We start from the raw sequence: 24,171 nt of genomic DNA on the forward strand, positions 1-24,171 counted from the left end.
AGAGTCCTGACCCGGCTACTTTTAGTGTTTCTTCTGAGCGATTAGCAGTTAGCCCTACTTAGCGGCCACTGCTGGCTGAGAAACGTCGATCCCGAGGGATGCGGCACCAGCGTAAACGCGGGCGGTGAGATCGTCGACAAGTTCACGAACCTCGTCGAGCGACATGCCGTCGGCGCGTTCAACATCCCACACCTTGTAGTGACGACCTGGACGGTCGTGATCCTCGTTTTCGCCGATGTAGATCACCAAGTCTGCAGCTTGAACCGTGCGGGTTTCTGCAGGCATGTCTGCTGGTGGAACCAGGCCACGCTCATCCATTACCCACTCGAGCATTTCGTCGGTGGAGTTTTCTGGGTGTGCGGGTGCGACTGAAGCGACGACACGACGGTTGGTGAGCTGACGTGCGATTGCCGCTGCAGTGCGAGCCAGGGTCTGGTTCTCGCGGGAGACGAACTCAATGCGCAGGGCAGGTGCTGCATAAGCCGTAAGCTCTGCATATGCATCGCGACCAGCGAGTACTGGAACGAAATCCTGCACCTTTGCTGTCTTTGAATGTGCGTCCACCGCGGCATCGAGCACTTCGTCGATGCTGGTAGTTGGAATTGCGTACGCAAATCGTGCGTACAGGTCCTTGCGGATATTATTTAGAGCGGTCATGGCAGCCTCCTTTCATTGAGTTTTCATTGCCATGAATTGGTGGGGTGTATGAAGTTTTTGCCGTACTTATGTTTCCGGCTGTGAATGCCTCTGCGGTCTGAGACCGATACAGTGACTTTGACAGTGATTCGGTTGAGTTAGGTACTGACTTAGTTGCGGTGCATGATTGCAGCCGCAGCGATCCAGGCGTTGAGGCGCTCCGCATCGCGACGCTGCTCCTCACGAATTTCTCGCGAGTTCAGGCCCTTGTCGGAAAGTTGAGTTCCGGTGTTTCCGGTTACTCGTTGTACGAATGATTTGACGCTCATTGCGGATCCTCCTTTCTGTTTACCTTTAAGTTAACTAACCGTTCATTTGTTAACCTACCGTTAACCTTAGTCAACGCTTAACGATTCGTCAAGTCTTGACCTGCGCCTTTGTTTCAAAAACGCTGTGTCCAGCGGGTTTATCCCAATAATGGGCACTTCCCCAGTGTTCACTTTAAGTTAACCTTCTAGTCACTTTAACGACTTGTTGCCCTCTTCTATTCCCATTGAGGTCGGCGTGTCGCCAGCGGAATCGTGAAACAATCGCTGCATGCAAAGAAATACAGTCATGATGGCCGTCGCCGCACTAGCGCTCATCGGCGTTGTCCTCTTTTTCATCGGCGGGACGTGGGCAAATATTGTCGGCCTGGTATTTGTCGCCATCGCCATCGTGCTGGCCGTGCTTGGAAATCGCTAAACCCCACCGACCTTTTCGAGGGCTAGTTCGAGGTCGGTGGGGTTTTAAGTGTTCGAAATGAAAGCGGAGACTAGTGTCCGCGTTCCTGCTTGATTGGCTCGCCATTTTCAAAGTGCGGGCGCAAGTGATTATCAAATAGGGACAGCGCTGCACCAATGGCCATATGCATATCCAAGTACTGGTAAGTGCCTAGGCGTCCGCCGAAGAGTACCTGATTCTCCACCGACTCCTGGGCGGCACGTTCGCGGTACGCCAGCAGCTTTTCCCTGTCCTCTGGCGTGTTGATTGGGTAGTACACCTCGTCGTTATCTTCTGCGAAGCGTGAGTACTCCTTCACAATCACTGTCTTATCAGTCGGGTAATCGCGCTCTGGGTGGAAGTGACGGAACTCGTGGATGCGGGTGTATGGCACGTCCGCATCGTTGTAGTTCATCACCGGTGTGCCCTGGAAATCACCGGTGCCGTGGAGAACTTCCATGTCAAAGTCCAGTGTGCGCCAGCCCAAACGGCCTTCCGCGTAGTCAAAGTAGCGGTCCACTGGTCCGGTATAGACAACAGGGATGCCCTTGTAGTTGTCTCGCACATCGAACCAGTCAGTGTTTAGCTGCACGTCAATGAGCTCCGAGGACGCCATGTTCTCCAGCCACGCCGTGTACCCCTTTACCGGCAGGCCCTCATACTTATCATTGAAGTAGCGATTGTTGAAGGTGTAGCGCACTGGAAGCCGCGAAATGATCGAGGCCGGCAGCTCCGTCGGATCCGTCTGCCACTGCTTCGCGGTGTAGTGCTTCACAAAGGCTTCATAGAGCGGCTTACCAATCAGCGCAATGCCACGTTCTTCCAAGTTCTTAGCATCCGCCGGATCCATGCCCTCAGTCTGGTCTTTGATCAGCGCCCGTGCCTCATCCGGGGTGTAGTACTTGCCGAAGAACTGATTGATCAGGCCAAGTCCCATTGGGAACTGGTAGGCCGTTCCGTCGTGCATCGCGAACACGCGGTGCTGGTAGTCCGTGAATTCTGTGAAGCGGTTGACGTACTCCCAGACCCTGTCGTTCGAGGTATGGAAGAGGTGCGCACCGTACTTGTGCACCTCAATCCCGGTTTCAGGCTCGGCCTCCGAGTAGGCATTGCCGCCGATATGCTCTCGCTTTTCGACGACCAATACGCGCTTACCCAGTTCACTCGCGGCTTGTTCCGCAACCGTCAGCCCGAAAAAGCCTGATCCAACAACAATGAGGTCATAGTTCATGAGCTCTAGGCTATCGGACCACTTCCAATGTGGAGAGTTTTGGAGGGGCGTGGCACCAGAGTTCCCACGAATGGTTTCCGGAAAAACCAGTGAACAATGGATAAATACTTTAAAAAACCTTCCCCAAATCTATCAATTTTCACACAAGTCCCATAAGATACACTTTGGCCTATTTTTATAACACCAGTATCAAATTTTTCAGGAGTCTAACCGTGATTCAACGACGCAGGCTAACTAAGCCATCGTCCCCAGCCAACCCAGTTGTGGCTGTGCTGATGACCGCGGCACTGGGAGTCACCGCAGTTTTCGGCGGCAACGCAGTTATGAAGACACAATCCCTCGGCGGCGGAAGCATCGAGGTGCAACAATCAAGCGCTTCGCTGGCAGACGGTGAAAACGTCATCGTCGATGACGCTGCCGTAGCCACTCAAGGCGAGGGTGACGCTTCACGTACGGTAAAAGAATTCACTCGCGACGAAGAGTTCTCCCAGTTCGCACTGACCTGGCAAGGTAACTCCGACTTCGCTGCCTATGTTCGCGCAGATCGCGGCGACGGTCAGTGGAGCGAGTGGTATTCCTTGGATCCGATCGAGCAAGAAAACGCTGCCCTCAATGGCACCGAGCTAATCTTCATCGAACCAACCAATCGAATCCAGGTCAATGTCAGCAACGTCGATCTGGTTACCCCGGATTCGGCATCACCTGCAGCTGAAGCACCAGTTGAGATTCCGGCTGATCAGGCACCAGTTGAACAGGCGCCAGCCGAAGAAGCCCCTGTTGAGCAGGCGCCAGCCGAGCAAGCTCCTGCGGGAACCCCACTTCCAACGAACCACGGCAATATCCAACCAGTTGCCGAAACTGTTGACGCAAACTCAACCGGCGGCACCACCGCTGCAAATATCGATGCTATTTTCATCGACGGCGGCAGCGGAACAACCGGAGAAATCACCCCGACCAGCACCGATGGAATGCCACAAGTGATTTCCCGCTCGGCCTGGGGAGCCAACGAAAGCCTCCGGTGCAGCAACCCTACCTACACCGACCCGGTCAAGGCCGTGACTGTGCACCACACCGCCGGATCAAATAACTACACCGAAGACCAGGCGGCAGGCCAGGTACGCGGGATCTATGACTACCACGCACGCACTCTTGGCTGGTGCGATGTGGGCTACAACGCCATGGTGGATAAGTACGGCAATATCTACGAAGGCCGTTACGGTGGCCTTGACCGTGCAGTTGAGGGTGCCCACGTAGGTGGATTCAACAAAAACACCTGGGGCATCTCGGTCCTGGGTAACTACGATACGGCTGTGCCTACCCAGGCATCTCTCGAGTCTGTTGGCAATCTCGCTGGCTGGCGCTTAGCGCAGGCTGGTCAGAGCCCAAACGGCAGCACCTACCTCGCTGCTAACTTCACATTCGGTGGTTCTAAGTACAGCGCCGGACAGGGCGCAACCTTCCCGAACATTAATGCGCACCGAGATTTCCATTACAACCAATGCCCAGGCGACAATCTTTATGCGCAGATGGGCACGATCCGTACCATCGCAACGGCGAAGTACAACTCTATTCAGGACGGCACTGCCGGTACATCGTCTCCAGGAACGACCACTCAGGAAACTTCGACGCAGACCACAACGCCAAGCACTACGCAGCAGGCTCCCGGAGCTAATCAAGGCACCGTAGACAATGGCAATGGAACCACAACAACCGTTGTAAATAACGGTGGAAGCGCTACCAGTTCGGCAGACACCGTCTCTGGTGTGCTCGCAGGCGAGCCAGCAGCAATCGCCACCGCTGGTGGCACTGTGGCAGGTGCGCTGCTCCAACTCGCTGCCTCCAACGGATTTCTGCCAGGTGGTGCAACCACCGTCGCGGACATCGAACTCCTTCCGGGGCTGACCGTGTCAAAGATCGCCCCATATGTCGGCTCAATCCTCTCCATTACCGGCAACGAGGAATACGCGACTCTGTGGGCCAACATCGAACCAACCCTAGGCACAAGTCTGGGTGCCACTGACGGTGTTGGCGGTGCGCAGTACTCCTTCTATGAAGATGGCCTCGGTGTGTACAACCCTGACGCTGGCCAGGCGATCGCGCTGCTGGGACCAATTGCTGACGCCTGGCTGCAGCAGGGCTTGGATCTCGGCCCACTCGGACTCCCAGTCGCGGATCAATATGCAGCAAACAACGGTGACATGCGCGTTGATTTCCAGGGTGGTTCGATTAGCTATAACGCTGAGAAGAACACCATTGACATCAACGTCAATTAGTGGCTTCTAACTAGGCAAGCCCGTAGGAGCGCGTCACCGCGTCCTCCCACTGTGCAATGAGCCGGTCCCTTTCGGGGCCGGTCATTTCGCTTGCCCAAGTTGTGTCGTCGCCAAGCGACAATGGCTCACTGAGCACCCCTGCCCCGACCGCGGCTGCCGACGCCGCGCCCATCGCTGTTGTTTCGATGTTGCCGGGTCGCACGACGCGAGCGTCGAGGATGTCGGCCTGCATTTGCATGAGCAACTCGTTGGCGGTCATTCCCCCATCAACTCGCAGCTCGGTGAGCTTGATTCCCGTGTCTGCTTCCATGGCGCGCGTGACCTCCAGGGTCTGCAGGCATGTGGCCTCTAGCGCGGCACGCGCAATGTGGCGCTTGTCTGCAAAGCGCGTCAGACCGGTGATCACGCCTCGAGCGTCGGCACGCCACCGCGGCGCGAACAGGCCCGAAAATGCCGGAACGATAGTCACTCCGGCTGAGCTTGAGACCTCACGGGCAAGTACTTCGATCTCGCTGGATGTAGAAATAATGCCTAGCTGATCTCGCAGCCACTGTATGAGGGAGCCACCGACTGCAACTGATCCCTCAGTGGCATAGATCGGGGCGTGGCCTTCCTGCTGGTAGGCCACCGTTGTTAACAACCCGTGCTTGGAAAAATGCGGGGTGTCGCCGGTGTTCAACAACATGAACAAACCGGTGCCATAGGTCATTTTCGCCTCCCCTTCTTCCAAGCAGTTCTGGCCGAAAAGTGCAGCCTGCTGATCGCCGAGGACTCCGGTAATTGGCACACCGGCCAAGGTTCCCCGCTGGCGGACGTGACCGAAAAGTCCGATGCTCGGTTTGATCTCGGGCAACATTGCCAGCGGGATCCCGTAGTCGGCGCAAATCTCTGCATCCCACTCACAGGTGCGAATATCCATCAGCATTGTGCGGGAAGCATTGGTGACATCGGTGGCATGGACTGCCTCGTGCCCGTCGTCACCAAAGGCACCTCCGGTCAACTGCCACATCAGCCAAGTATCAATGGTGCCAGCGAGCAATTCTCCTCGTTCGGCCCGCTCACGTGCACCTTCTACGTTGTTCAGAATCCACGCCCACTTCGGGCCCGCTGGGTAAGAATTGGCAAGCAAACCGGTGCGCGACATGTATTCGGTCAGCTCAATATCTTGGTCTGCTGTGCGCGTATCTTGCCACACAATCGCGTTATAGATCGGCCTGCCCGTGGACTTTTCCCAGATCACAGCGGTCTCGCGCTGGTTAGTCACACCGAGTGCACTAATTTCACCTGCGGAGACATCCAAGTCAACCATGACATCGGAGACCACGCGGCGTACGTTGCGCCAAATCTCAATGGGATCGTGCTCGACCCATCCTTCCCGGCGCATAATCTGCTCGTGCTCGTACTGTGCTTGCGCAAGCACGTCGCCGGCGGGATTTATGATGATGCACCGGGTGGAGGTGGTGCCTTGGTCGATGGCAGCGATCAGGGTCATTCAGTTATTCTTGCATGTCTGAGTGATCCACAGACTCAAAAAGGTGCTCGAGCTTGAGCGCCACACCATAGTCATCGTTCGAGGTGGTCACCACATCCGCGACATCACGAACCTGGGGGGCGGCATTTCCCATGGCTACACCCGTTCCTGCCCATGCCAACATTTCAATGTCATTGGGCATATCGCCAAACGCCACAACATCTTTCTGCTCAATGCCATACATTGCGGCGAGCGTGGACACTCCAGTTGCTTTAGTCACCCCAGGTGCCGAGACTTCTAACAACCCCGCCGACATGGAAAAGGTCACGTGGGCCTCTTCCGGATCAATCCTGTCAGCGATGGCATCAAACATCTCCTGGGCAATCATGTTTGAGTTGCGCAGAATCAATTTCACCGCTGGCTGCGAGACAAGCTCGTGAACAGGAACAACACCGTGGTCTTCCGTCCACAAATCAGTGCGATACCCAGGACTGGTCAAAAACGATTCGTCCTCCGGGTCAAAGGCTGACTGGCCCGCGCGTTCGACACCAAAGGCCACTCCCCCGAAAGGCTCAAAGACTTCTTGGGCTGTATCTGTAATCGATGCCAAGGTTTCCGGTGACAGGTTGTGTGCGCTGATGATCTTGTCATCTGCCGAGTCATACAACACCGCACCGTTGGAGCACACGCACATCGGCCGAATCGGAAGCTGGTCTAGCACGGGGAAGATCCAGCGGTGTGGGCGCCCCGTGGCGAGGGCGAACTTGGCGCCTGAATGCACAGCCTTCATCACTGCGTCGCGCAAGCGCGGTGTGACACGGTCCTTAGAATTGAGAAACGTCCCATCAATGTCGCTGGCGATCAGGCGGGGAGTCATAAGCGTTCGTCACGTCCTTTTCAGGGTGGTTAATCGCGTTTCTTCGCGCGTCTCCCCAGTTTACGCGACTTTTTCGCGTCCTTCTTCGCCTGCTTTTCAGCCTTTACCCGGGCATTAATTTCGTCTGCTTCTTCCGGGGTGGGGGCGGAGCCACCCATGGAAGCGGGCAGCCAATCAAGGCCGTCTTCGAAGGGACCGAAGCGCCTAGTGTATTCCGCGCGGGATTCGTCGAGAAGCTTTTTCATCTCTTCGCGCAATCGCTCGATGACTTCCTCGGGGGTGCCGCTGATATCAATCGGTGCGCCGTAGCGGATGATCACCGGATAGCCGTTGCGGCCAAGTTCTTTCTTGCGGCCTTTTGTCCAGAAACGTTGCGATCCCCAGGTCACCATTGGGATCAAGGGAGCATCTGCCTGCTGTGCGATGCGCGCCGCGCCATTTTTGAAATGGGAGATTTCAAAGGAACGCGAAATTGTTGCCTCAGGAAAGATGCCCACGATCTGGCCGGCTTGCACTCGTTCAACCGCAAGGCCGACGCTGCCGCCGCCAGCGGAGCGATCGACTGGGACGTGATCCATATACCGCATCGCCGTTCCGACGAGAGGGGTGTCGAAGACTTCCTTCTTCGCCATGAAGCGCAGGAGCCTGCGGCCACGAATATGCGGGCCAACCTCGCCAAAGATGAAGTCGTAGTAGCCGGTGTGGTTCATGGCTACAATCGCACCGCCGTCCGCGGGCAGATTCTCCGCACCATAGACTGTGACCTTGATCTTCTGGAACCGCAGCAACGCTTTCAGCCGGCCAATGACGAACTGGTAAAAGCGCTCGTTCGACTCAACTGGGTGGTCAGGAACAGATACGAAGTTGGCGGGAACCTCAAACTGCCCACCTGCGATGCGATACTCCATGCTATTTAACCGGGGTGATGACGTCTTTACCCATGAGCGGACGCAATGCTTCAGGAACAACAACCGAGCCGTCTGCCTGCTGGTTATTCTCCAGGATGGCCACCAACCAACGCGTGGTGGCAAGGGTGCCGTTGAGCGTAGCCACGGTCTGAGTCTTGCCCTCCGCGTCGCGGTAGCGGGTATTCAAGCGACGGCCCTGGAATGTGGTGCAGTTCGAGGTCGAGGTGAGCTCGCGGTAGGTTTCCTGCGTAGGCACCCATGCCTCGGTGTCGAATTTACGCGCAGCCGAGGAACCCAAGTCGCCGCCGGCCACGTCGATGACGCGGTAAGGCACCTCAACGCTAGCGAGCATGTCGCGTTCGAGCTGGAGGAGCTTTTGGTGCATCTCGGTGGCATCTTCCGGCTTGCAGTAGACAAACATTTCCAGCTTGTCGAACTGGTGGACACGCAAGATACCGCGGGTGTCCTTGCCATAAGAGCCCGCTTCACGACGAAAACAGCTCGACCAGCCTGCGTAGAGAACAGGGCCATCTGACAAATCGATGATCTCGTCCTTGTGGTAACCAGCAAGCGCTACCTCAGAGGTACCCACGAGGTAAAGGTCATCGCGCTCGAGGTAGTAGATCTCGTCGGAGTGCTCGCCCAAAAAGCCGGTACCCTGCATAATTTCGGGGCGGACCAGCACTGGCGGGATCATCAGCTTAAAGCCTGCTGCGCGGGCCTTTTGTGCTGCTAGCTGCAGCATGGCCAGCTGCATCCAGGCGCCGTCACCGGTGAGGTAGTAAAAGCGTGCGCCACCAACCTTGGTGCCGCGTGCCATATCGATCATGCCCAGGGATTCACCCAGCTCGAGGTGGTCCTTCGGCTCGAAGTCAAAGGTAGGGGTTTCTCCCACATGCTCGAGAACCACGAAGTCATCTTCGCCACCGGCAGGGGCGCCTTCGACGATGTTGGAAATCTTGTATTGCAGCTCGGTGACGCGATCTTCGGCCACCTTCTGCTCTGCCTCGGCTTCTTTTACCTTGGCTTTGAGCTCGTTGGATCCTTCCAACAGCGCGGGGCGATCTTCCGGAGAAGCCTGGCCAATCTTCTTGCCAAAGGCCTTCTGCTCGCCGCGCAGCTCATCGGCCGCTTGAATTGCAGCGCGACGAGATTCGTCGGCTTCGAGCAGCTGGTCAACCAGCGCTGGGTCCTCGCCACGGTTGCGCTGGGAAGCGCGAACAACGTCTGGGTTCTCACGGAGCATTTTCAGATCAATCACAGTTCCATACACTACCGCCATTCACCCGGAAGTTTCGTCCACACCCCAGCAAAAACCGGCAATTAGCCCCGAACAGTAATTTCTAAGTGATGCCCAGTACACTTGGTCGACCAGCCTGGTCATAACCAGTGGGGTAAGATGGTATGTATGGATCGCACTCCCCAGGCTTTACCCAAACGGCCTATCACTGAAGGGCCCGCACCCAAGCATGCCCAGCTGCGTGAAATCTTGGAAGAATTGATCACCACTACCTTGACACCGGGTGACTTACTTCCCGGGGAACGCGTTCTCGAGGATACCTACGGAGTTTCCCGCATTACGGTGCGTCGCGCAATCGGAGATCTCGTTTCTGCTGGGCGCCTGCGGCGCGTGCGCGGCAAGGGTACCTTTGTCGCACCGAACCCTTTGGTCAGCAGGCTCCATCTCGCATCTTTTTCCGACGAGATGAAGGCCCAGAACGTGAAGTCCTCGTCGAAAATATTGCTTTCCGCGCGCGCTGTCCCACCGGCCATCGTTGCGGAATATTTTGGCACCGACTCTAATGTCCACCATGTCCATCTCCGCAGGCTGCGCCTCGGAGATGGACAACCCTATTCCATCGACGACGCATGGTACAACGGAACCCTTGCCCCTGACCTGCTAGAAAACGACGTCTATAACTCGGTGTACACATTGTTGGAAAATGAATACAACATGCCCATCACCGAGGCCGACCAAACTGTCAGCGCCGTCGCCGCCGACGAGCAACAAGCCACGCTACTCGATGTTTCCCCAGGTGATCCACTTTTGCACATTGTGCGCCTGGCCCAATCCGGTGATAAACCCGTGGAGTTATGTTCCTCGGTTTACCGCACAGACCGATATCGGCTAACTACGCGAGTCGGCCGCGAGACAACCTAATTTCCGCATAAGGTTGGACTTACTTACCTTGTCGCAGGCACAATGGAGAAATTATGGCTTCAAGATCAACTTGGCGATCAGGAACGGGTGTGCGCACCCTGCTTCTTGCTGCGCTCTCAGGAACCGTGGCAGTTGGCTCTTATTCCCTCGTCGCAAACGGCACAGTGGGTTCCGGTTCGTCGGCCGGGTCCAGCACCCATTCGTCGCAAAGCACCCAGCCTGTTGCTCCCTTTACTACCGCTGACCAGGGAGCGTGCTTGACGTGGCAGCTCGACGATCAGGGCGCAATCACTGCGTTCGAGCAGACTGACTGCAATAGCGAGCACCGCTTCGAGGTGTCTGTGCGCGAGAATCTTGCTACCTATCCCACCAGCGAATTCGGTGCAGATGCCGCGCTGCCGAATCAAACGCGCCAAGCACAGCTGCGCGAGGAGCTCTGCCAGTCGCCGACCGTGCGTTACCTCGACGGCAAGTACGATCCGAACGGCAAGTACTCAATCGCGCCGATCCTGCCTTCCGCCGAGTCATGGGCCGGCGGTGACCGGACCATGCTCTGTGGTCTCCAGGTCACCGATGACAAAGGTGTTCCTCAGCCCACCTCGGGTCGCGCCGCTGACCAGGATCAGGCCCGTGTCGCCGAGGAAGGCCAGTGCCTGCGCGTTGATGGTTCCAGCGTTTTGCACGCCGTTGATTGCAAGGAAGACCACAACATTGAGGCCACACTCAAGGTCGATTTGGCGCCGGTGTTCCCTGATCACACACCAAGCATCGAGGAGCAGGACAATCACCTGCGCGACGTGTGCACCCAGGCCGCCATGGATTATCTCGGTGGCGAGGAGCAGCTCTACCAATCCACGCTGCAGCCTTACTGGGGCACACTTCCCGCCGAGAGCTGGGACGGCGGGTCCCACTCGGTCAACTGTGGCCTAGTCTTTGGCAACCAACAAGACAGTTTTGCCACGTTGAAAGGCTCGGCCCGCGATGGCCGCGATGGCTTTACCATTGACGGCCAGCCTCCCGCCGAGCAGCCCGCGCGTGAACCGGTTCGCGGTGCGGGAGCAAGCGAAACCGCGGGAGCCCCGGCACAATGACACCAGTAAGCGACGAGTTTTTTGAGTCGCTTATCGACGATGCACTCGACGAACTGCCCGAGAATTTTCTCCGGAATATGAAAAATGTTGTAGTCCTCGCGCGCCCATACAACGAGGACAACCCCAATCTGCTCGGGCTGTTCGAAGGCGTTCCACTCCCCGAACAGCATTCCAACCACAGCGGATTTTTGCCCGATGCCATCTTTATTTATAAAGACACGCTGGAGGCGCAAAGCCGGAATGAGGATGAGCTTCGTCGCGAAGTGAAAACTACCGTCTTCCACGAAGTCGGGCATTACTTCGGCCTTGAGGAAGCTGACCTTCACCGCCTCGGCTGGGGCTAGTACATCTTCTCTCCCCAGCGCACGAGCTTCCACTTTCCAAAATCGTCCTGCGGATCGAGCACCACAAAGCGACAATTCTGCAGTGGGTTCATAAGCGCAAAACCTGGATCGATCGTTGCAGCCCGCGCAGCAAAAGTACGAATCGCCGAACCGTGCGTGACCACCACCGAGTCCCTTTCTAGCAGGTCAGAGACACCATTTTGGTAGCGCTCAAGAAACTGCGGCAGGTTCTCCCCGCCCGGGATGCTCGCCTTGGTATCTCCGGCGAAAAACTTATGCACGACCGTGTGATAGGCAATGTGTGCTTCTTCTGAGCTTTGCATTTCGTGGTGGCCTGCGGCGATCTCTTGCAGCCCGGCAACAGCCGGTATCTCGTTAAAGAAGGTGCTAAACGCAAGCGAGCCGGTCTGCCTAGCGCGCAATGCTTCCGAGGTCACCACCGAGGTAGGGCCATATTGATCCATGATCTCCGGTCCCACCTCGCGCGCTTGCTTCTCACCGAGAGTGGTCAATGCAGCACCTGGAAGTTGGGTATCTAGGGCTTGCTGCACGTTCGATGTCGTCTGACCGTGACGCAGCAGAATTAACAATTAGCGTCCTTCCCGGGCTTTCCTTACCCATTCAGTTGCGGCCTCGAGGCGTTCCATGTCCCGCGCAAGTGCCTCTTCATTGGCATCGTTGGTGCTTGATGGCCACGAGCCCAAAAATGTAATGGAATTGGCACGTAGCCACAGGTTCCTGAGCGCTTCAGCCACAGGAACATCATCGATGTGGCCGTCCAAATCCACGTAGAAATTATACGTTCTGGCGACCTTTCTCGTTGGGCGTGATTCAATCCGCGACATGCTCACTCCCCGATACGCGAACTCTTGCAGTGCCTGAACCAAAGTACCTGGCTCATTCGGCAGGTCGAAGACCACGAAGGTCCGATCATGGCCGGTCCGCGCCGTCGGCTGACCGGTTGGCCCGACTACAACGAAACGCGTCTGCGCGGTGGCCAGGTCCGCAATTCCTGAGGCATGAACCTCTAAGTCGAAGAGCTCAGCCGCCCGGATCGGCGCTGCCGCCACATCCGCCTTCCCCTCAGCAACCGCCTGCGCCGCAGCCGCGTTGGAACTTGCGCTAGTGAATGTCACCTGCGGCATGTTCTCTTTTACCCAGTTTCTCACTTGCCGCTCCGCAACCGGATGGGTGGAAAACCGCGACACATCCGAAAGCTGAACTCCTCGGCGCGTCATCATAGCGAAGCTAATCGCAAGCTCCAGCTCATGATAAATCTGGACACCCGGTGCCTCGATAAACGCGTCCGAGGTGGCTGTAACACCTCCATCGACGGAGTTTTCAATGGCCACGACCGCCCACTCCGCACGGCCTTCACGCACCGCGTTCAGAGCCGCAGAGGGGGAATCCACCGGCAGCGTTTCAATATCACCGTCGCCGAAGCACCCACGCTCCTGAAATTTCCACAGTGCTTCTTCGGTGAATGTTCCCGCTGGGCCAAGGTATGCGACGGTAGTCATGCCTATACTTTACAGTGGGCACGGTGAGTCGTATTTCAAAAGAGATCCTCCTGGTTCTCACCATCACTTTCGGTATGAGTGGCGTGCGTTCGTTGCTTGGCCTTATCGACGATTTGCTCTCTCCCGTTCCTTTAAATGAGCAATCACAGACGCTTTACGACGAAGCCAGCCAGATCGGTTGGCTCGACCTTGCACTGCAAGCAGCCAGTGCCGCGACCTTGATTGCCTGGGGTTTGCTCGCCCTGTTCCTGTTGGGCACATCTATGCCGAAGATGCGGTGGAGCGACTTGGGTTGGGGCGCTTTCCTTGCCGCGATCATCGGCATTCCAGGCTTGGGCCTCTATATCTTTGCTCTGCACGTTGGTTTGTCCAAAGAGGTCATCCCGACGACTCAAGCTGTGGAAATCCCGGTCCTGCTTTTGTGGTCTGCAGCAAATGCTTTCGGTGAGGAAGTTGTCGTGGTGATGTACCTGATGACTCGGTTGAAGCAATTGAACTGGCCCGCCTGGGCTGCCATCGGAGCCTCGAGCATATTGCGAGGTTCCTATCACCTCTATCAAGGAGTATCCGCAGGTTTCGGGAATATCATCATGGGAATTGTTTACAGCTTCTTCTATTACAAGACGGGGAGAATCTGGCCTTTGATAATCGCGCACTTCCTCATTGATTCTGTGGCATTTGTAGGCTATCTCGTCTTGGATCTGAGCTGGCTCGGTTTATAGGAAAAATAAGGAATACATCAACAAAACTTTTCACTTGAGTCACAATGTTAACTACTGAGGGGCTACCATATTGAGCATGTCTAGGGGACCTGGATCAAACGACCCACGCGATAACGAGGAATACGTCCTCGGGCAGGACGGAAAACCACTGGTAGACCGATATGGCCGCCCAGTGCGTCGTCGTCACGCGCAAAAACGTGAACCGGAATCGACCTCCCAGTCAGCCTCCCGCGACTCCCAATCTTCTCACCGTCCCCGGCAGCAGTACCAACCCCGACACCAGGCTCAACAACAGTCCCAACAACAGTCCGGATACCAACCCCGGCAGGCGCCCTATGAGCAGCGCCGCCAATCTGCAGCGCCTCGGCAGCAACCCCCGAGACAGCAGTCTCGGGGCGAGCAACAGGTTCCAATGCAAGTTTCGCAGCGACCTCGCGAGCGTGGCCGGAACCAGCCACGCATTCCGCGTCGCAGGGGCAGTCGTCGCCTCGGGTGTGGCGGTATTTTTGCGCTCTTCCTCGTCCTAGTTTTGCTTTTTGCCTTCTGGATGGACGCGCGTTTTACTCGCGTTGACGCTTTCCCCGATACGCCTATATCTAATACTGCGGGCACGAACTGGCTGCTCGTCGGATCTGATTCCCGTGCAGGTCTCTCGGATGAGGAGGCCCAACGTCTCGGCACCGGCGGCGACCTTGGCAATAGTCGCACCGATACCATCATGATTTTGCACATCCCATTGTTCGGGGAATCAACCTTGGTCTCTGTCCCCCGCGATTCCCTGGTCAACATTCCTGGGTACGGCGAAAATAAGATCAACGCGGCCTTCGCCTTCGGTGGCCCGAAGCTGCTTTCCGAGACGATTGAGCAGTCGACAGGATTGCGGATCGACCACTACGCCGAGATTGGTATGGGTGGCCTTGCTGGAATCGTCGACGCGGTGGGTGGGCTCGAGCTGTGTCCTTCGGAGCCGATCCAGGATCCATTGGCAAACCTCGATGTCCAGGCCGGATGCCAGAAAATGGATGGTGCGACCGCACTGGGTTATGTGCGTACCCGTGCCACCGCTCAAGGCGACCTCGACCGAGTCGAGCGCCAACGAGAATTTTTCAGCGCACTCATGTCCAAGGTCTCCAGTCCAGGCACTTTGCTGAACCCTATCCGGATGATTTCGCTGGCATTCACCGGCACCAAAATGCTCATCCTCGGAGAGGGCGATCACCTCTGGCATTTGGGTCGCCTGGCTATTGCTATGGTCACCGGTGTGAAATCCGAGACCGTTCCTATCGGCAATTATTTGGATACTTCCGTCGGAGCAGTGTTGGTGTGGGACGAAACCGGATCGGAGCAACTCTTCAACTCGATGCGTTAGTGTGCACCCGCACTGGTGTGGCCTTCCCCACTTATGTTTGATTGGCTAGACTAAGCAGTGTACGACCTTGAACCCGTCGCCTCATCCACATATCAACTAGCACCCACAATCACGTGGCTGCTTTTGCGCACCCACGTGGCTCAGCAGAATGTAGCGAAGGGAATTCTCATGAGCACCGCATTTGCAGGCAGCGTCATCGACCCCATCGATGACAAGTACATTGACCAGCGTCAAATGGTGTCAGAGGGTGGCCCACTCGGTCCGGAAAATTTCCATGATGGATTTAATGGCGATAGTGAGGCACCCGCGGACACCCTCGAACCGGATCTCGAAGCAGACCTCGAAGACATCGACGAGGAATACCAACGCCAACGCAGAATGGTGTGGGAGGGTGGACCTCTCGGTCCTGAAAACTACCACTGGTAGTCCTCTGATTCTTTGACATAGCTGATGACATACCCGAAAAGGGAGTTACGGCAACGCATGCCGTAGCTCCCTTTTCAGCTAGCCGGAACCGACCGGTTTAGAGGTAGTCCAAGTTAATCTCGGTCTCTGGGTCAAAGAAAACGCTCTCACCAATAATTGGGCGGACGTAAAGCATGTCGCCCTGCTCAATGATTTCTTTGCCACCACGCACCGTGACGCGGTTTCCACGCACGGAGACCGGGGAATCCGGAGTCATAATTGGAGCGCAGTAGGCGTATTGCTCAGAGCCGAGGTGCTCCACGATCTCAACTTGGATAGGAACCGTGGTTTCTTCAGGTGCTGGCTCATGGTTGATCGAGACGATCTCCCAGTTCTCTGGGCGCACACCGAGGATGACCTTGTCACCCTTGACCTTCGATGCCTGCTCAGCAGTCATACCAAGGTCAACACGGTGGCCCTCACCCATGACCGCACGGTCTTCTTTCACGGAGATGCCGTCGAGCAGGCTCATCGCAGGTGAACCAATGAAGGTTGCTACAAAGGTGTTGCCTGGGTTGTCATACAGAGTAGTTGGGGAATCTACCTGCTGGATAATGCCAGAGTTGAGCACGCAGACACGATCGCCGAGGGTCATTGCTTCAGTCTGGTCGTGGGTCACGTACACGGTGGTGGTACCCAGTTCACGCTGCAGTGCAGCGATCTGTGCACGGGTAGACACACGCAGCTTCGCGTCCAAGTTGGACAGCGGCTCATCCATCAAGAACACCTTTGGGTGACGCACGATTGCACGGCCCATGGCCACACGCTGACGCTGGCCACCAGACATTGCAGAAGGCTTCTTATCAATGAGATCTTCCAACTGCAGCATCTTAGTTGCGAAATCAACACGCTCCTGGATGACAGCCTTGTCAGTCTTCTTGTTCTCCAGTGCGAAGGACATGTTCTGGCGAGCGGTCATGTTTGGGTACAGCGCGTACGACTGGAACACCATAGCCACGTCACGGTCACGGGCGCGAGTTTCAGTCACGTCCTTGCCGTCAATCAGAATCTGGCCCTCATCGATAGGCTCAAGGCCCGCAAGCATGCGCAAAGTGGTGGACTTGCCACAACCGGACGGCCCAACCAACACGAGGAATTCGCCATCAGCGATGTCGAGGCTAATGCGGCTGACTGCCGGAGGACGAGCAGGATCATAAATACGAGAAGCTTGGCGGAATTCAACTGTTGCCATAGTGCTTCACCGTCCTTTCAATTAGGGCTTTAGCTTTACGACGATTACAGAAGCGGCTGCACGTCACGGTCGATGGCAGTCTGGGTATCCTTTGCCAGAGTCTCGAAGGTGCTGGTGACGTCTGCCTGGTTGAGGGTGATCTCGTCGAGAGCTGCACCGATGCGCTGACCGCCGCCTGGAACGAATACGCGAGCGTAGTCCTGTGGCTGGGTGTTCTCATTCAGCTGATCAATTGCGGTGCGTGCGTTTGGATTCTCTTCCAAGTACTTAACCTCGTCAGGGTGCTCGAGTGCATCCTTGCGCACTGGCATGTAGCCGGTGGACTGGGAGAACTTGATGGTGTTCTCGGTGTTGGTCAGGAAGCCGATGAACTTCAGTGCATTCACCTTGCGAGTATCTGCAATGCCGGATGGGATGCCAACGCCTGCGCCACCGGTGGCACACGATGGGCCAGGACCAGGCAGGAAGGTGGTGATGAAAGGAACGGTTGCGGTCTGAGTCAGGCCGCCAAGGGAACCAGTGGACTGCAGAAGGGCTGCAGCGTTACCGTTACCGAATGCGACGGTCGGATCGGTGGAGATCTCGATGTTGCCGTCTGCGACCTGCTGCTTCAGGAACTCGCCAGCCTCGATGGAGGCTGCCTCGGTGAAGGTTGGGGTCCACTCCTGGGAGTATGCGCCACCGAAAGCCCAGATCATGCCCTGGAAGTACCAGTCCAGGTAGTTCGAGCCGTCTGGAACAACCACGACTGGCTTGTCGCCATTGACTTCGCGGATCTTTGGAGCCCACTCCGCAAATTCCTGCCAGGTCTCTGGACCACGATCTTCAGGAAGGCCTGCTGCCTTGAGCACGTCGGTGTTCCAGTACATCAGGCAGGTAGAGCGAGCGTAAGGCACACCGTAGTGGCCACCGTCGAAGGCGTAGTCCTCGCGTAGGGTGTCAACGTAAACAGTGGGGTCGATCTCAGCCTGGGACCAGAAGTCATCCAGGTTGGTGGTCTGCTTGTTCAGTGCGAAGTTGAACCAGGTCACATCGGAAGCAACGATGATGTCGGGCAAGTCGCCGCCCGACAGAGCTGCGTTGAAGCGTTGGGAGAGTTCCTCGTAGTTGGAACCAGCCGTGATCAGTTCAACCTGGATATCAGGGTTGGCGGCATTCCATTCATCGACGATGCTCTTCTCGATGTCCTGCGAGGAACCTGGGTGGTTGGTCCAAAACTGGATTGGACCGCCCTTGTCTTCTGCCTGGCTGCCAGTGCCACTTCCGCTGGTGCTGCCACCTGCACAAGCCGTCAGTGCGAGGGAGGAAGCTGCAACTGCGCCAAGGCCCAGTGCGGTACGACGAGAAAGCTGAGCGTTCAACGGGTTCATGATGTTCTCCTTTTAGAGACTCAATAGATAGAGGTAGAAAGAGTGAGTTGGATTGGTTGGATCAGGGGTGTTGGGAGCCGGACGGACTTTCTAGCCCTTCACGGCACCAGCCGTCAGGCCCTTGATCATGTTCTTTTGCAACAGCAAGAACACGATGATCATTGGCAAAGTGGTCAGGACCGTACCTGCCATCACAGGACCCCAGTTGGTCAGGCCTTCGGCGTCCTGCAGGCGGGTCAGACCGACTGGAAGTGGAGCTGTTGCTTCGGTATCTGTGATCAAGAATGGCCACAGGTACTGGTTCCACTCGCCCACCACAGTGATCAAGATGAACGCGGACAAGGTCGGCCAAGACATTGGAAGTACGACGCGGAACATGGTCGACCAGAAGCCAGCTCCGTCCATCGACGCTGCCTCGAGGATTTCCTTTGGCAGCGACATGAAGTGATTGCGCATCAGGTACGTACCGAATGCCACGGCAGCCAGGGGCAAAATAACGCCGGCGAAGGTGTTGCGCAGCCCCATGTTTGCAATCAGAGAGTAGTTCGAGATGATGGTGATCTGGTTAGGCACCATCAAAGTTGCGATGACCAGCAGGAAAAGAATGTTGCGGCCTGGGAACTTCACGAACGCGAAACCATAAGCACTCAACACACCAAGCGTGACCTCGATAACCGTCAACACGGAAGTGATGATGATCGAGTTGCGCAGGTAATAATTGAAGCCGGAGAGCTCCAACACTCGGACGTAGTTGTTCCACTCCATTGGATTCGGCCACCAGGTGATGGGGTCCGCATAAACATCAGCATAGGTCTTGAGCGATGTGATCACGATGAAGTAGAGCGGCACCATGATCACCAAAATGGTGATGATCAAGGCAATATAACCGAGGATCTTGCCGGTCACTGAGCCTTGTCCGACACTGCCGTCTTTACGATTGCGCTGTTTGTCAGTAATAACTGGCTCACCAGCTACCTGGGAACCCGGTACCGGGGGAAGAACGGGATTAGCTGCAGTCATTAGTCATTTCCCTTCTCTTGGTAGCGGACCTGGATCGCGGTGATAATCAAGACAACGATGAACATGATGGTTGCAACAGCTGCACCGTAGCCTGCGCGGCCGTCAACGAATGTTGCCTGATAAACCTGGTACACCATCGTCGTGGTGCCATTGCCGAATGGGCCACCCCTAGTCATTGCGTGGAGGATGTCGAACACCTGGAAGGAGTTCAGCAGCACCGTGATAGACAGGAAGAAGGTCGTGCCTCGCAGCTGTGGCATCAGAACACGGAAGAAGCGGCGCACAGGCGAGGTTCCGTCAATTTCCGCAGCTTCGTCGAGGTCATCGCGACGACCCTGCAACGCAGCCAGGTAGATGACGAACACGTAACCTACGTTCTTCCAGATATAGGTCACCGTGACCATAAAGAGTGCCCAGTTTGAATTCTGGTAGAAGTTCGGCACCGGAATATTCAGAGCATTCAGGAAGAATTGGATCAGGCCGTAGTTCGGGTCGAACACAAACTGGAAAGCCACACCAATCGCCGCACCTGAAATCACGTACGGTGCGAAGACAATGGAGCGACCAGCTGCACGGCCAAACAATTTTTGATCCAGCAACAGCGCAAGCGCCAAGCCAATAACCATGGAGCCAACAACTGCGGCAACGGTAAACACCACGGTATTAAAAACAATGCGCCCAGTATCTGGGGATGTAAACCATTCAATGTAGTTGTCAAGGCCAATGAAGGTCATGACAGGGGAAGAAATATTCCAATGGTAGAAGGAAAGCCGAATATTGTCGAAGAGCGGACGGTAAGTAAAGATTGCCAGCAAGATGAGGTTTGGCCCCACAAGCAGCAATCCCAGACCGACTTGCCCCCAGTTAATTTTTTCACGCTTCTTTTTCGAGTTCGCGTACTCTTCACTAACTACGGGCTTATCAGTCACAGCAGGAATTAGACTGGACATGCCTAGAAAATTAAAGGCCTGATCTGACCTTTCGGTTAACTTGCGGGGCTAATCCAGATAACTCGGACTGAATAATATGAAACTCTGTAAAGATTTCTTGGATTTTCCTGAATTATTGAACTTTTATGCCAATTTGCTTTATAGGCAACATTGGGGGAACCAGTTCAAAGAAGAAGGTACTGCCTTCCAAACGGAAGACAGTACCTTTAGACCTTTCAGGAGAAAATCTAGATAGTCACCTGACGCGACTTAATGTTCTCAAGCTGACGGCGCTCCTCCGACGTCAGTGACTCCGAATTCGAGTATTCCTTCTCGATTTCTTCGCCCAGCTTCTTCAGCGCCTCGTCGTAGCTATTGAAGTCAACCTCTGGGTCCAGGTCGAATACCGGCACGGTCAGGCCGTGTGCGCGAAAGGCACCGGCGAACTTAGTTCCCTCGCCGAGGTTGAGCTCGCCACGTGCACCGATGCGCGCCAGGGCGTTGAGCAACTTGTTTTCGTTGTCCTCGGGACGCACCCAGCGGATGTGTGCTTTACCGCCACCTGGGTTTACCCACCAAATGGCACCATCAAGCTCTGTGGCGACCGCGCGGGATGGAATAATCGAGTCATTAGCCTGGGCCAATGCCTGCTGGATCTCGAGCGGAATACCTTCGCCTTCAGCAAACCACCAGTTGAAGTCATCGTGGGCGACGATGTCGAGTTTTACGCCTTCGTCGAGAAGCTCTGTGATCTTTGGCTGACTGCCGTCCGCAACGGTGGACTCGAGGGACTCCCCTGGGGCCGCATTGATCACCCAATTGAGTGCGTATGCAAGATCGCGCCCTGGGTTATGCGAGTGGGACTTAACCTGTAAAGCGACGAACCGCTCCCCACCCTGAGATTCTTCACGGACCAGCGCCGCGACAGCACCTGGCAAGACGGTGACAATGTTGACTTCCGTCCCCTTGACCTCGACCTTGGCCACGGCAGAAGGAACGAATTCCTGCAGCGCGATCAGCTGAGTCTCGGCTGCGAGACCGCCGTAGGGACGGGGATCTTTTTGCAGGGCCTCACGTTCTGCGGCGCGTGCCGCCAGCTTTGCCTGACGGCGGCTCATGCCCTCAGGAAGCTCTTCTTTATTCCGATTCTTCTTCGCCATGCGCACTAATCTACCGCAAGGTCTCCAACGCCCGTTCAGGCAGGTTTGTCGCCATCACATCAACGCCATGTTCCCGGCACCAAATCATGTCTTCGGCCTTATCAACCGTCCAAATATAGGTAGGCAGGCCACGAAGGCCAACTAAGTTCGCATCAATTTTTGCCTCCATGATCGAGGGTCCAACACCATAAGGCGAAGATGCGAACTGATGCTTTGGATTCCACCGGCGATGCCGAGGATTGACCAGGTAGTAGGTGTTCAGCTCGGGCAACAAGCGCCCGAACCTGCGAATCGCGGCGTGAGAGAAAGAAATCAGCGAAACTCGCAGATCCTCGTGCAACCCCGCGTAGCGCAGGTGCACGGCCGTTTGCTCCTCCACCTCGGGGCCGAAGCGTGAAGGGTGCTTCGTTTCGACGAAGAGTTCCTTGTCGGGGTAATCCTGCATCACTTCAAGCAGCTCGCTGAACAACATCACTTGCTGTGGTTCTTCTTCAGTGCCCACATTGAGTTTGCGAAGATCGGCGAAATCCATTTTGGCTACAAGCCCTGAACCATTCGAGGTACGGTCGACCTCTTTATCGTGGAAAACGACGAGCTTGCCATCCTTAGTCAGGCGCACGTCGCACTCGATGCCGGCGATGGGCAACTTGAGCGCCTCGACGAAAGCCCGACGAGTTAGCTCAGGATACTTACCTGCGTATCCACGATGCGCCACGATTTTCACAGCGCGTTCTCCCAGCTCGAGATCCGGCGCAGCTGCTGGCGATTCTTGCGCTGGGAACGACCGAGCTTGGCCGACATCTTTTCCAAGATACGGATTGCGTCCGTAATGTGCGGGCCCTTGTTCAGCATGACGCACTCGGCGCGCAGGGCGTAACCCACGTCAGTCATTTCGGCACGCGAAGGCAGACCAGTCTTTGCCAGGTTCTCCAGAATCTGGGTTGCCATGATCACCGGAACGTGAGCGGCTTCTGCCATTTGCATAATCAGGCGCGGAACTTCAGCCATGCGCTCGAAGCCCAGTTCCACGGCGAGGTCACCGCGGGCGATCATGATGCCCAGGTTCGGGTGGCGCATGCCCTCGAGGAGGACGCTAGCCAGCTGCTCATACGCCGGGATCGTCTCAATCTTCAACACGATGCCTAGGTTGCGAATTCGGTCTGCTTGATCCGGAGATTCCAGTGCCATCTTCTCCAGAGTCTCCAAAACGAAGGAGACGTCTTCAGGAGTACGGATGAACGACACCGCAGCGATTTCAGCATTGTGCGCAACAAATTCGAAGGCCTCGAGGTCTTCTGCGGTCAAGCTAGGCAATGGGATATCGGTATCTGGCAGGTTGATGCCCTTGTAGGCTGCCAGGTTTGTGCCGGTCTCCTTCGCGCGGGTGATGGACAACACAGCTTCGGTGTCTTCCCCGTTTTGGCGTACTTCGGTGACTTCTGCGGCGATCGCGCCATCGTCGAAAAGCACATCGTGGCCGACCTCGAGTGCGCTGACGGCCTCGGGAGCGGTACAGCCGATGGTGGTCGGGCCCGTCTCCGAGACCACCGCTGGTTCTTGCGACGTGGTGAGAATCAGTGTGTCGCCTGGGTAAAGGCGAATCTTCTGTTCTAAAGGCTTGATACCGGAGACCGAAGTGGTCTCGCCGTCGTGCTCAAGAATCGTGGTATCTGCGACATACGCATTCTTCTTGCCGTGGGCGATAACTAGCCCGTCTTCCCGGACCTCAGTGACTTCGAATTTGCGCTTCTTGCCGCGGTTGTCCTTGAACTTAATGGTCGATCCGACTTTGAGGTCTGCCAGCCACTGCGCGTCGACCTTGAGGTTCAGACCTGGACGACCTGTCTCCTCTGGAGGTGTCAGTTCTTCGGTACCTTCCGCCGAAAGATACAGCTTAGCTGGGGAAATAACCTCGCCCGAGTCCGAGCGCGTAACCCGCGCACGTTCCACTGCTGGGCCAGGTTCGATGGTGCCAGTGCGCACCTTTGGGCCTGCAAGGTCCATGGAGACCTTGATCTCGCGACCTATTTCCTCGGCTGCGCGGTGCACATTGTCGATCATCCGGCGCCAGCAATCTTCGCCATCATGAGCACAGTTAATGCGAGCTAGTTCCATTCCCGCCTCGGCGAAGCCCTTGACCAGCTCGTAATCGTCCGCTGCCTCGGTAGGAAGCGTGACCATAATGCGCGAGTGGGTTTCTTCCGAAGTTTGGCCCAGCAGGATGTCCGCGTGGGATTCCAAGATATCGTCCGCATCGGCGAACGCATCGGTGATTTCTTGCTGTGGGTAGGTCAGTTCCTTGCCCGCAAGCGCGTCAAGGACATTGTGCGCTGCCTGCAACCTAGCCATAACAGCAGGCTCGGTGGTACTCAGGCGCGTCGCGCCCACAGAGGCGAGGCCGGCCTGAAGCTGACGGACATCGTGATTACGAAGAGAGGTGTAATGCACCAAGTTTTTCGCACCATTGCGATGCGTTTCTGCTACGCGATTGATTTCATCACTTTGAGCCTCTTCTTCTTCTTGCAAATCCTCAATGATGTCGTCGAGCTTGCCAATTAGGTCTTCTACGAGAGTTTCGGGGTCCACATCATCTATTGTGCCTGCCCTTTTGGGATTCCGCAGTACAACGAGGTCCATTTTCTCGCAAGTGAGGGAGCCGGCGAGAAAGCA

Annotated in this window: 24 protein-coding genes; 8 read left to right on the plus strand and 16 right to left on the minus strand. The window is 56.2% G+C overall.

The annotated features are described in order from the left end of the window. Window positions 1-54: 54 nt before the first annotated feature. On the minus strand, window positions 55-657 hold the full coding sequence (locus tag ACXZ66_RS12830) for a three-helix bundle dimerization domain-containing protein (protein WP_458749270.1): 603 nt from the start codon (window positions 655-657) through the stop codon (window positions 55-57). Between the two features lie 149 nt (window positions 658-806). Beyond that, window positions 807-965, minus strand: coding sequence for a hypothetical protein (locus tag ACXZ66_RS12835; protein ID WP_458749271.1), 159 nt, complete (start codon window positions 963-965; stop codon window positions 807-809). A 268-nt stretch (window positions 966-1,233) separates the two neighbouring features. Here ACXZ66_RS12835 and ACXZ66_RS12840 point away from each other — a divergent pair, with 268 nt between their 5' ends. Then, complete coding sequence (locus ACXZ66_RS12840; RefSeq protein ID WP_458749272.1) at window positions 1,234-1,380, plus strand: hypothetical protein; 147 nt, start codon at window positions 1,234-1,236, stop codon at window positions 1,378-1,380. Window positions 1,381-1,450: 70 nt separating this feature from the next. Here ACXZ66_RS12840 and glf read toward each other — a convergent pair whose 3' ends face one another. Further along, window positions 1,451-2,629 carry a UDP-galactopyranose mutase gene (gene glf, locus ACXZ66_RS12845; protein ID WP_458749273.1) on the minus strand — a complete coding sequence of 393 codons (1,179 nt, stop codon included), beginning with the start codon at window positions 2,627-2,629 and terminating at the stop codon, window positions 1,451-1,453. 212 nt (window positions 2,630-2,841) lie between these two features. Here glf and ACXZ66_RS12850 point away from each other — a divergent pair, with 212 nt between their 5' ends. Then, the gene (locus ACXZ66_RS12850) at window positions 2,842-4,902 is read left to right on the plus strand and encodes an N-acetylmuramoyl-L-alanine amidase (protein WP_458749275.1); all 2,061 of its coding nucleotides are present in this window, start codon (window positions 2,842-2,844) and stop codon (window positions 4,900-4,902) included. Window positions 4,903-4,912: 10 nt separating this feature from the next. Here ACXZ66_RS12850 and glpK read toward each other — a convergent pair whose 3' ends face one another. From glpK to serS, 4 genes are read right to left on the minus strand one after another with little or no spacing between them, the layout of a single operon-like run. Continuing rightward, complete coding sequence (gene glpK / locus ACXZ66_RS12855) at window positions 4,913-6,394, minus strand: glycerol kinase GlpK (RefSeq protein ID WP_458749277.1); 1,482 nt, start codon at window positions 6,392-6,394, stop codon at window positions 4,913-4,915. Window positions 6,395-6,398: 4 nt separating this feature from the next. Next, a complete protein-coding gene (locus tag ACXZ66_RS12860; protein ID WP_458749279.1) occupies window positions 6,399-7,250 on the minus strand; it encodes an HAD family hydrolase in 852 nt (283 codons plus the stop codon). Window positions 7,251-7,279: 29 nt separating this feature from the next. Beyond that, window positions 7,280-8,158: a lysophospholipid acyltransferase family protein gene (locus ACXZ66_RS12865; RefSeq protein WP_458749281.1), complete on the minus strand. Its 879-nt coding sequence runs from the start codon at window positions 8,156-8,158 to the stop codon at window positions 7,280-7,282. 1 nt (window position 8,159) lies between these two features. Further along, window positions 8,160-9,419 (minus strand): serine--tRNA ligase, encoded by a 1,260-nt coding sequence (serS, locus tag ACXZ66_RS12870; RefSeq protein WP_458749282.1) that lies wholly within the window; start codon window positions 9,417-9,419, stop codon window positions 8,160-8,162. A gap of 147 nt (window positions 9,420-9,566) precedes the next feature. On the opposite strand from serS, the gene ACXZ66_RS12875 reads away from it, so the two are divergent. From ACXZ66_RS12875 to ACXZ66_RS12885, 3 genes are read left to right on the plus strand one after another with little or no spacing between them, the layout of a single operon-like run. Then, window positions 9,567-10,319, plus strand: a complete 753-nt coding sequence (locus ACXZ66_RS12875) for a GntR family transcriptional regulator (protein WP_458749283.1) — start codon at window positions 9,567-9,569, stop codon at window positions 10,317-10,319. Between the two features lie 53 nt (window positions 10,320-10,372). Then, window positions 10,373-11,410 carry a septum formation family protein gene (locus tag ACXZ66_RS12880; RefSeq protein ID WP_458749284.1) on the plus strand — a complete coding sequence of 346 codons (1,038 nt, stop codon included), beginning with the start codon at window positions 10,373-10,375 and terminating at the stop codon, window positions 11,408-11,410. Continuing rightward, window positions 11,407-11,754 (plus strand): metallopeptidase family protein, encoded by a 348-nt coding sequence (locus tag ACXZ66_RS12885; RefSeq protein WP_458749286.1) that lies wholly within the window; start codon window positions 11,407-11,409, stop codon window positions 11,752-11,754. Before ACXZ66_RS12880 ends, ACXZ66_RS12885 begins: the two co-directional genes overlap by 4 nt. Here ACXZ66_RS12885 and ACXZ66_RS12890 read toward each other — a convergent pair. Further along, window positions 11,751-12,344, minus strand: coding sequence for a histidine phosphatase family protein (locus ACXZ66_RS12890; RefSeq protein ID WP_458749287.1), 594 nt, complete (start codon window positions 12,342-12,344; stop codon window positions 11,751-11,753). The two genes, ACXZ66_RS12885 and ACXZ66_RS12890, sit on opposite strands and share 4 nt — an antisense overlap. After that, window positions 12,345-13,274 carry a prephenate dehydratase gene (gene pheA / locus ACXZ66_RS12895; protein WP_458749289.1) on the minus strand — a complete coding sequence of 310 codons (930 nt, stop codon included), beginning with the start codon at window positions 13,272-13,274 and terminating at the stop codon, window positions 12,345-12,347. A 14-nt stretch (window positions 13,275-13,288) separates the two neighbouring features. Here pheA and ACXZ66_RS12900 point away from each other — a divergent pair, with 14 nt between their 5' ends. The 3 genes from ACXZ66_RS12900 (at window position 13,289) to ACXZ66_RS12910 (ending at window position 15,791) form a co-directional block, all read left to right on the plus strand. Further along, the gene (locus ACXZ66_RS12900) at window positions 13,289-13,996 is read left to right on the plus strand and encodes a CPBP family intramembrane glutamic endopeptidase (protein WP_458749290.1); all 708 of its coding nucleotides are present in this window, start codon (window positions 13,289-13,291) and stop codon (window positions 13,994-13,996) included. A gap of 76 nt (window positions 13,997-14,072) precedes the next feature. Next, window positions 14,073-15,365 (plus strand): LCP family protein, encoded by a 1,293-nt coding sequence (locus tag ACXZ66_RS12905; protein ID WP_458749291.1) that lies wholly within the window; start codon window positions 14,073-14,075, stop codon window positions 15,363-15,365. 168 nt (window positions 15,366-15,533) lie between these two features. Further along, entirely contained in the window at window positions 15,534-15,791 is a 258-nt protein-coding gene (locus tag ACXZ66_RS12910) for a hypothetical protein (protein ID WP_458749293.1), read from the plus strand. A gap of 97 nt (window positions 15,792-15,888) precedes the next feature. Here the strand turns inward: ACXZ66_RS12910 and ACXZ66_RS12915 are convergent, their stop codons facing one another. The 7 genes from ACXZ66_RS12915 to ACXZ66_RS12945 all read right to left on the minus strand — a co-directional run bounded on the left by ACXZ66_RS12915 (window position 15,889) and on the right by ACXZ66_RS12945 (window position 24,096). After that, window positions 15,889-17,022: an ABC transporter ATP-binding protein gene (locus ACXZ66_RS12915; RefSeq protein WP_458749294.1), complete on the minus strand. Its 1,134-nt coding sequence runs from the start codon at window positions 17,020-17,022 to the stop codon at window positions 15,889-15,891. Window positions 17,023-17,066: 44 nt separating this feature from the next. Next, window positions 17,067-18,392: an ABC transporter substrate-binding protein gene (locus tag ACXZ66_RS12920; protein WP_458749295.1), complete on the minus strand. Its 1,326-nt coding sequence runs from the start codon at window positions 18,390-18,392 to the stop codon at window positions 17,067-17,069. Window positions 18,393-18,482: 90 nt separating this feature from the next. Continuing rightward, window positions 18,483-19,412 (minus strand): carbohydrate ABC transporter permease, encoded by a 930-nt coding sequence (locus ACXZ66_RS12925; protein WP_458749296.1) that lies wholly within the window; start codon window positions 19,410-19,412, stop codon window positions 18,483-18,485. Next, on the minus strand, window positions 19,412-20,362 hold the full coding sequence (locus tag ACXZ66_RS12930) for a carbohydrate ABC transporter permease (protein WP_458749297.1): 951 nt from the start codon (window positions 20,360-20,362) through the stop codon (window positions 19,412-19,414). Before ACXZ66_RS12930 ends, ACXZ66_RS12925 begins: the two co-directional genes overlap by 1 nt. Before the next feature lie 227 nt (window positions 20,363-20,589). Continuing rightward, entirely contained in the window at window positions 20,590-21,501 is a 912-nt protein-coding gene (locus ACXZ66_RS12935; protein WP_458749299.1) for a DUF5926 family protein, read from the minus strand. A 10-nt stretch (window positions 21,502-21,511) separates the two neighbouring features. Next, on the minus strand, window positions 21,512-22,225 hold the full coding sequence (locus ACXZ66_RS12940) for a glycerophosphodiester phosphodiesterase family protein (RefSeq protein WP_458749301.1): 714 nt from the start codon (window positions 22,223-22,225) through the stop codon (window positions 21,512-21,514). Beyond that, window positions 22,222-24,096 carry a pyruvate kinase gene (locus ACXZ66_RS12945; RefSeq protein WP_458751391.1) on the minus strand — a complete coding sequence of 625 codons (1,875 nt, stop codon included), beginning with the start codon at window positions 24,094-24,096 and terminating at the stop codon, window positions 22,222-22,224. The genes ACXZ66_RS12940 and ACXZ66_RS12945 overlap by 4 nt, the downstream gene beginning before the upstream one ends. Between the last annotated feature and the right edge of the window lie 75 nt (window positions 24,097-24,171).

The sequence above is a fragment of the Corynebacterium sp. S7 genome, from assembly GCF_054401105.1.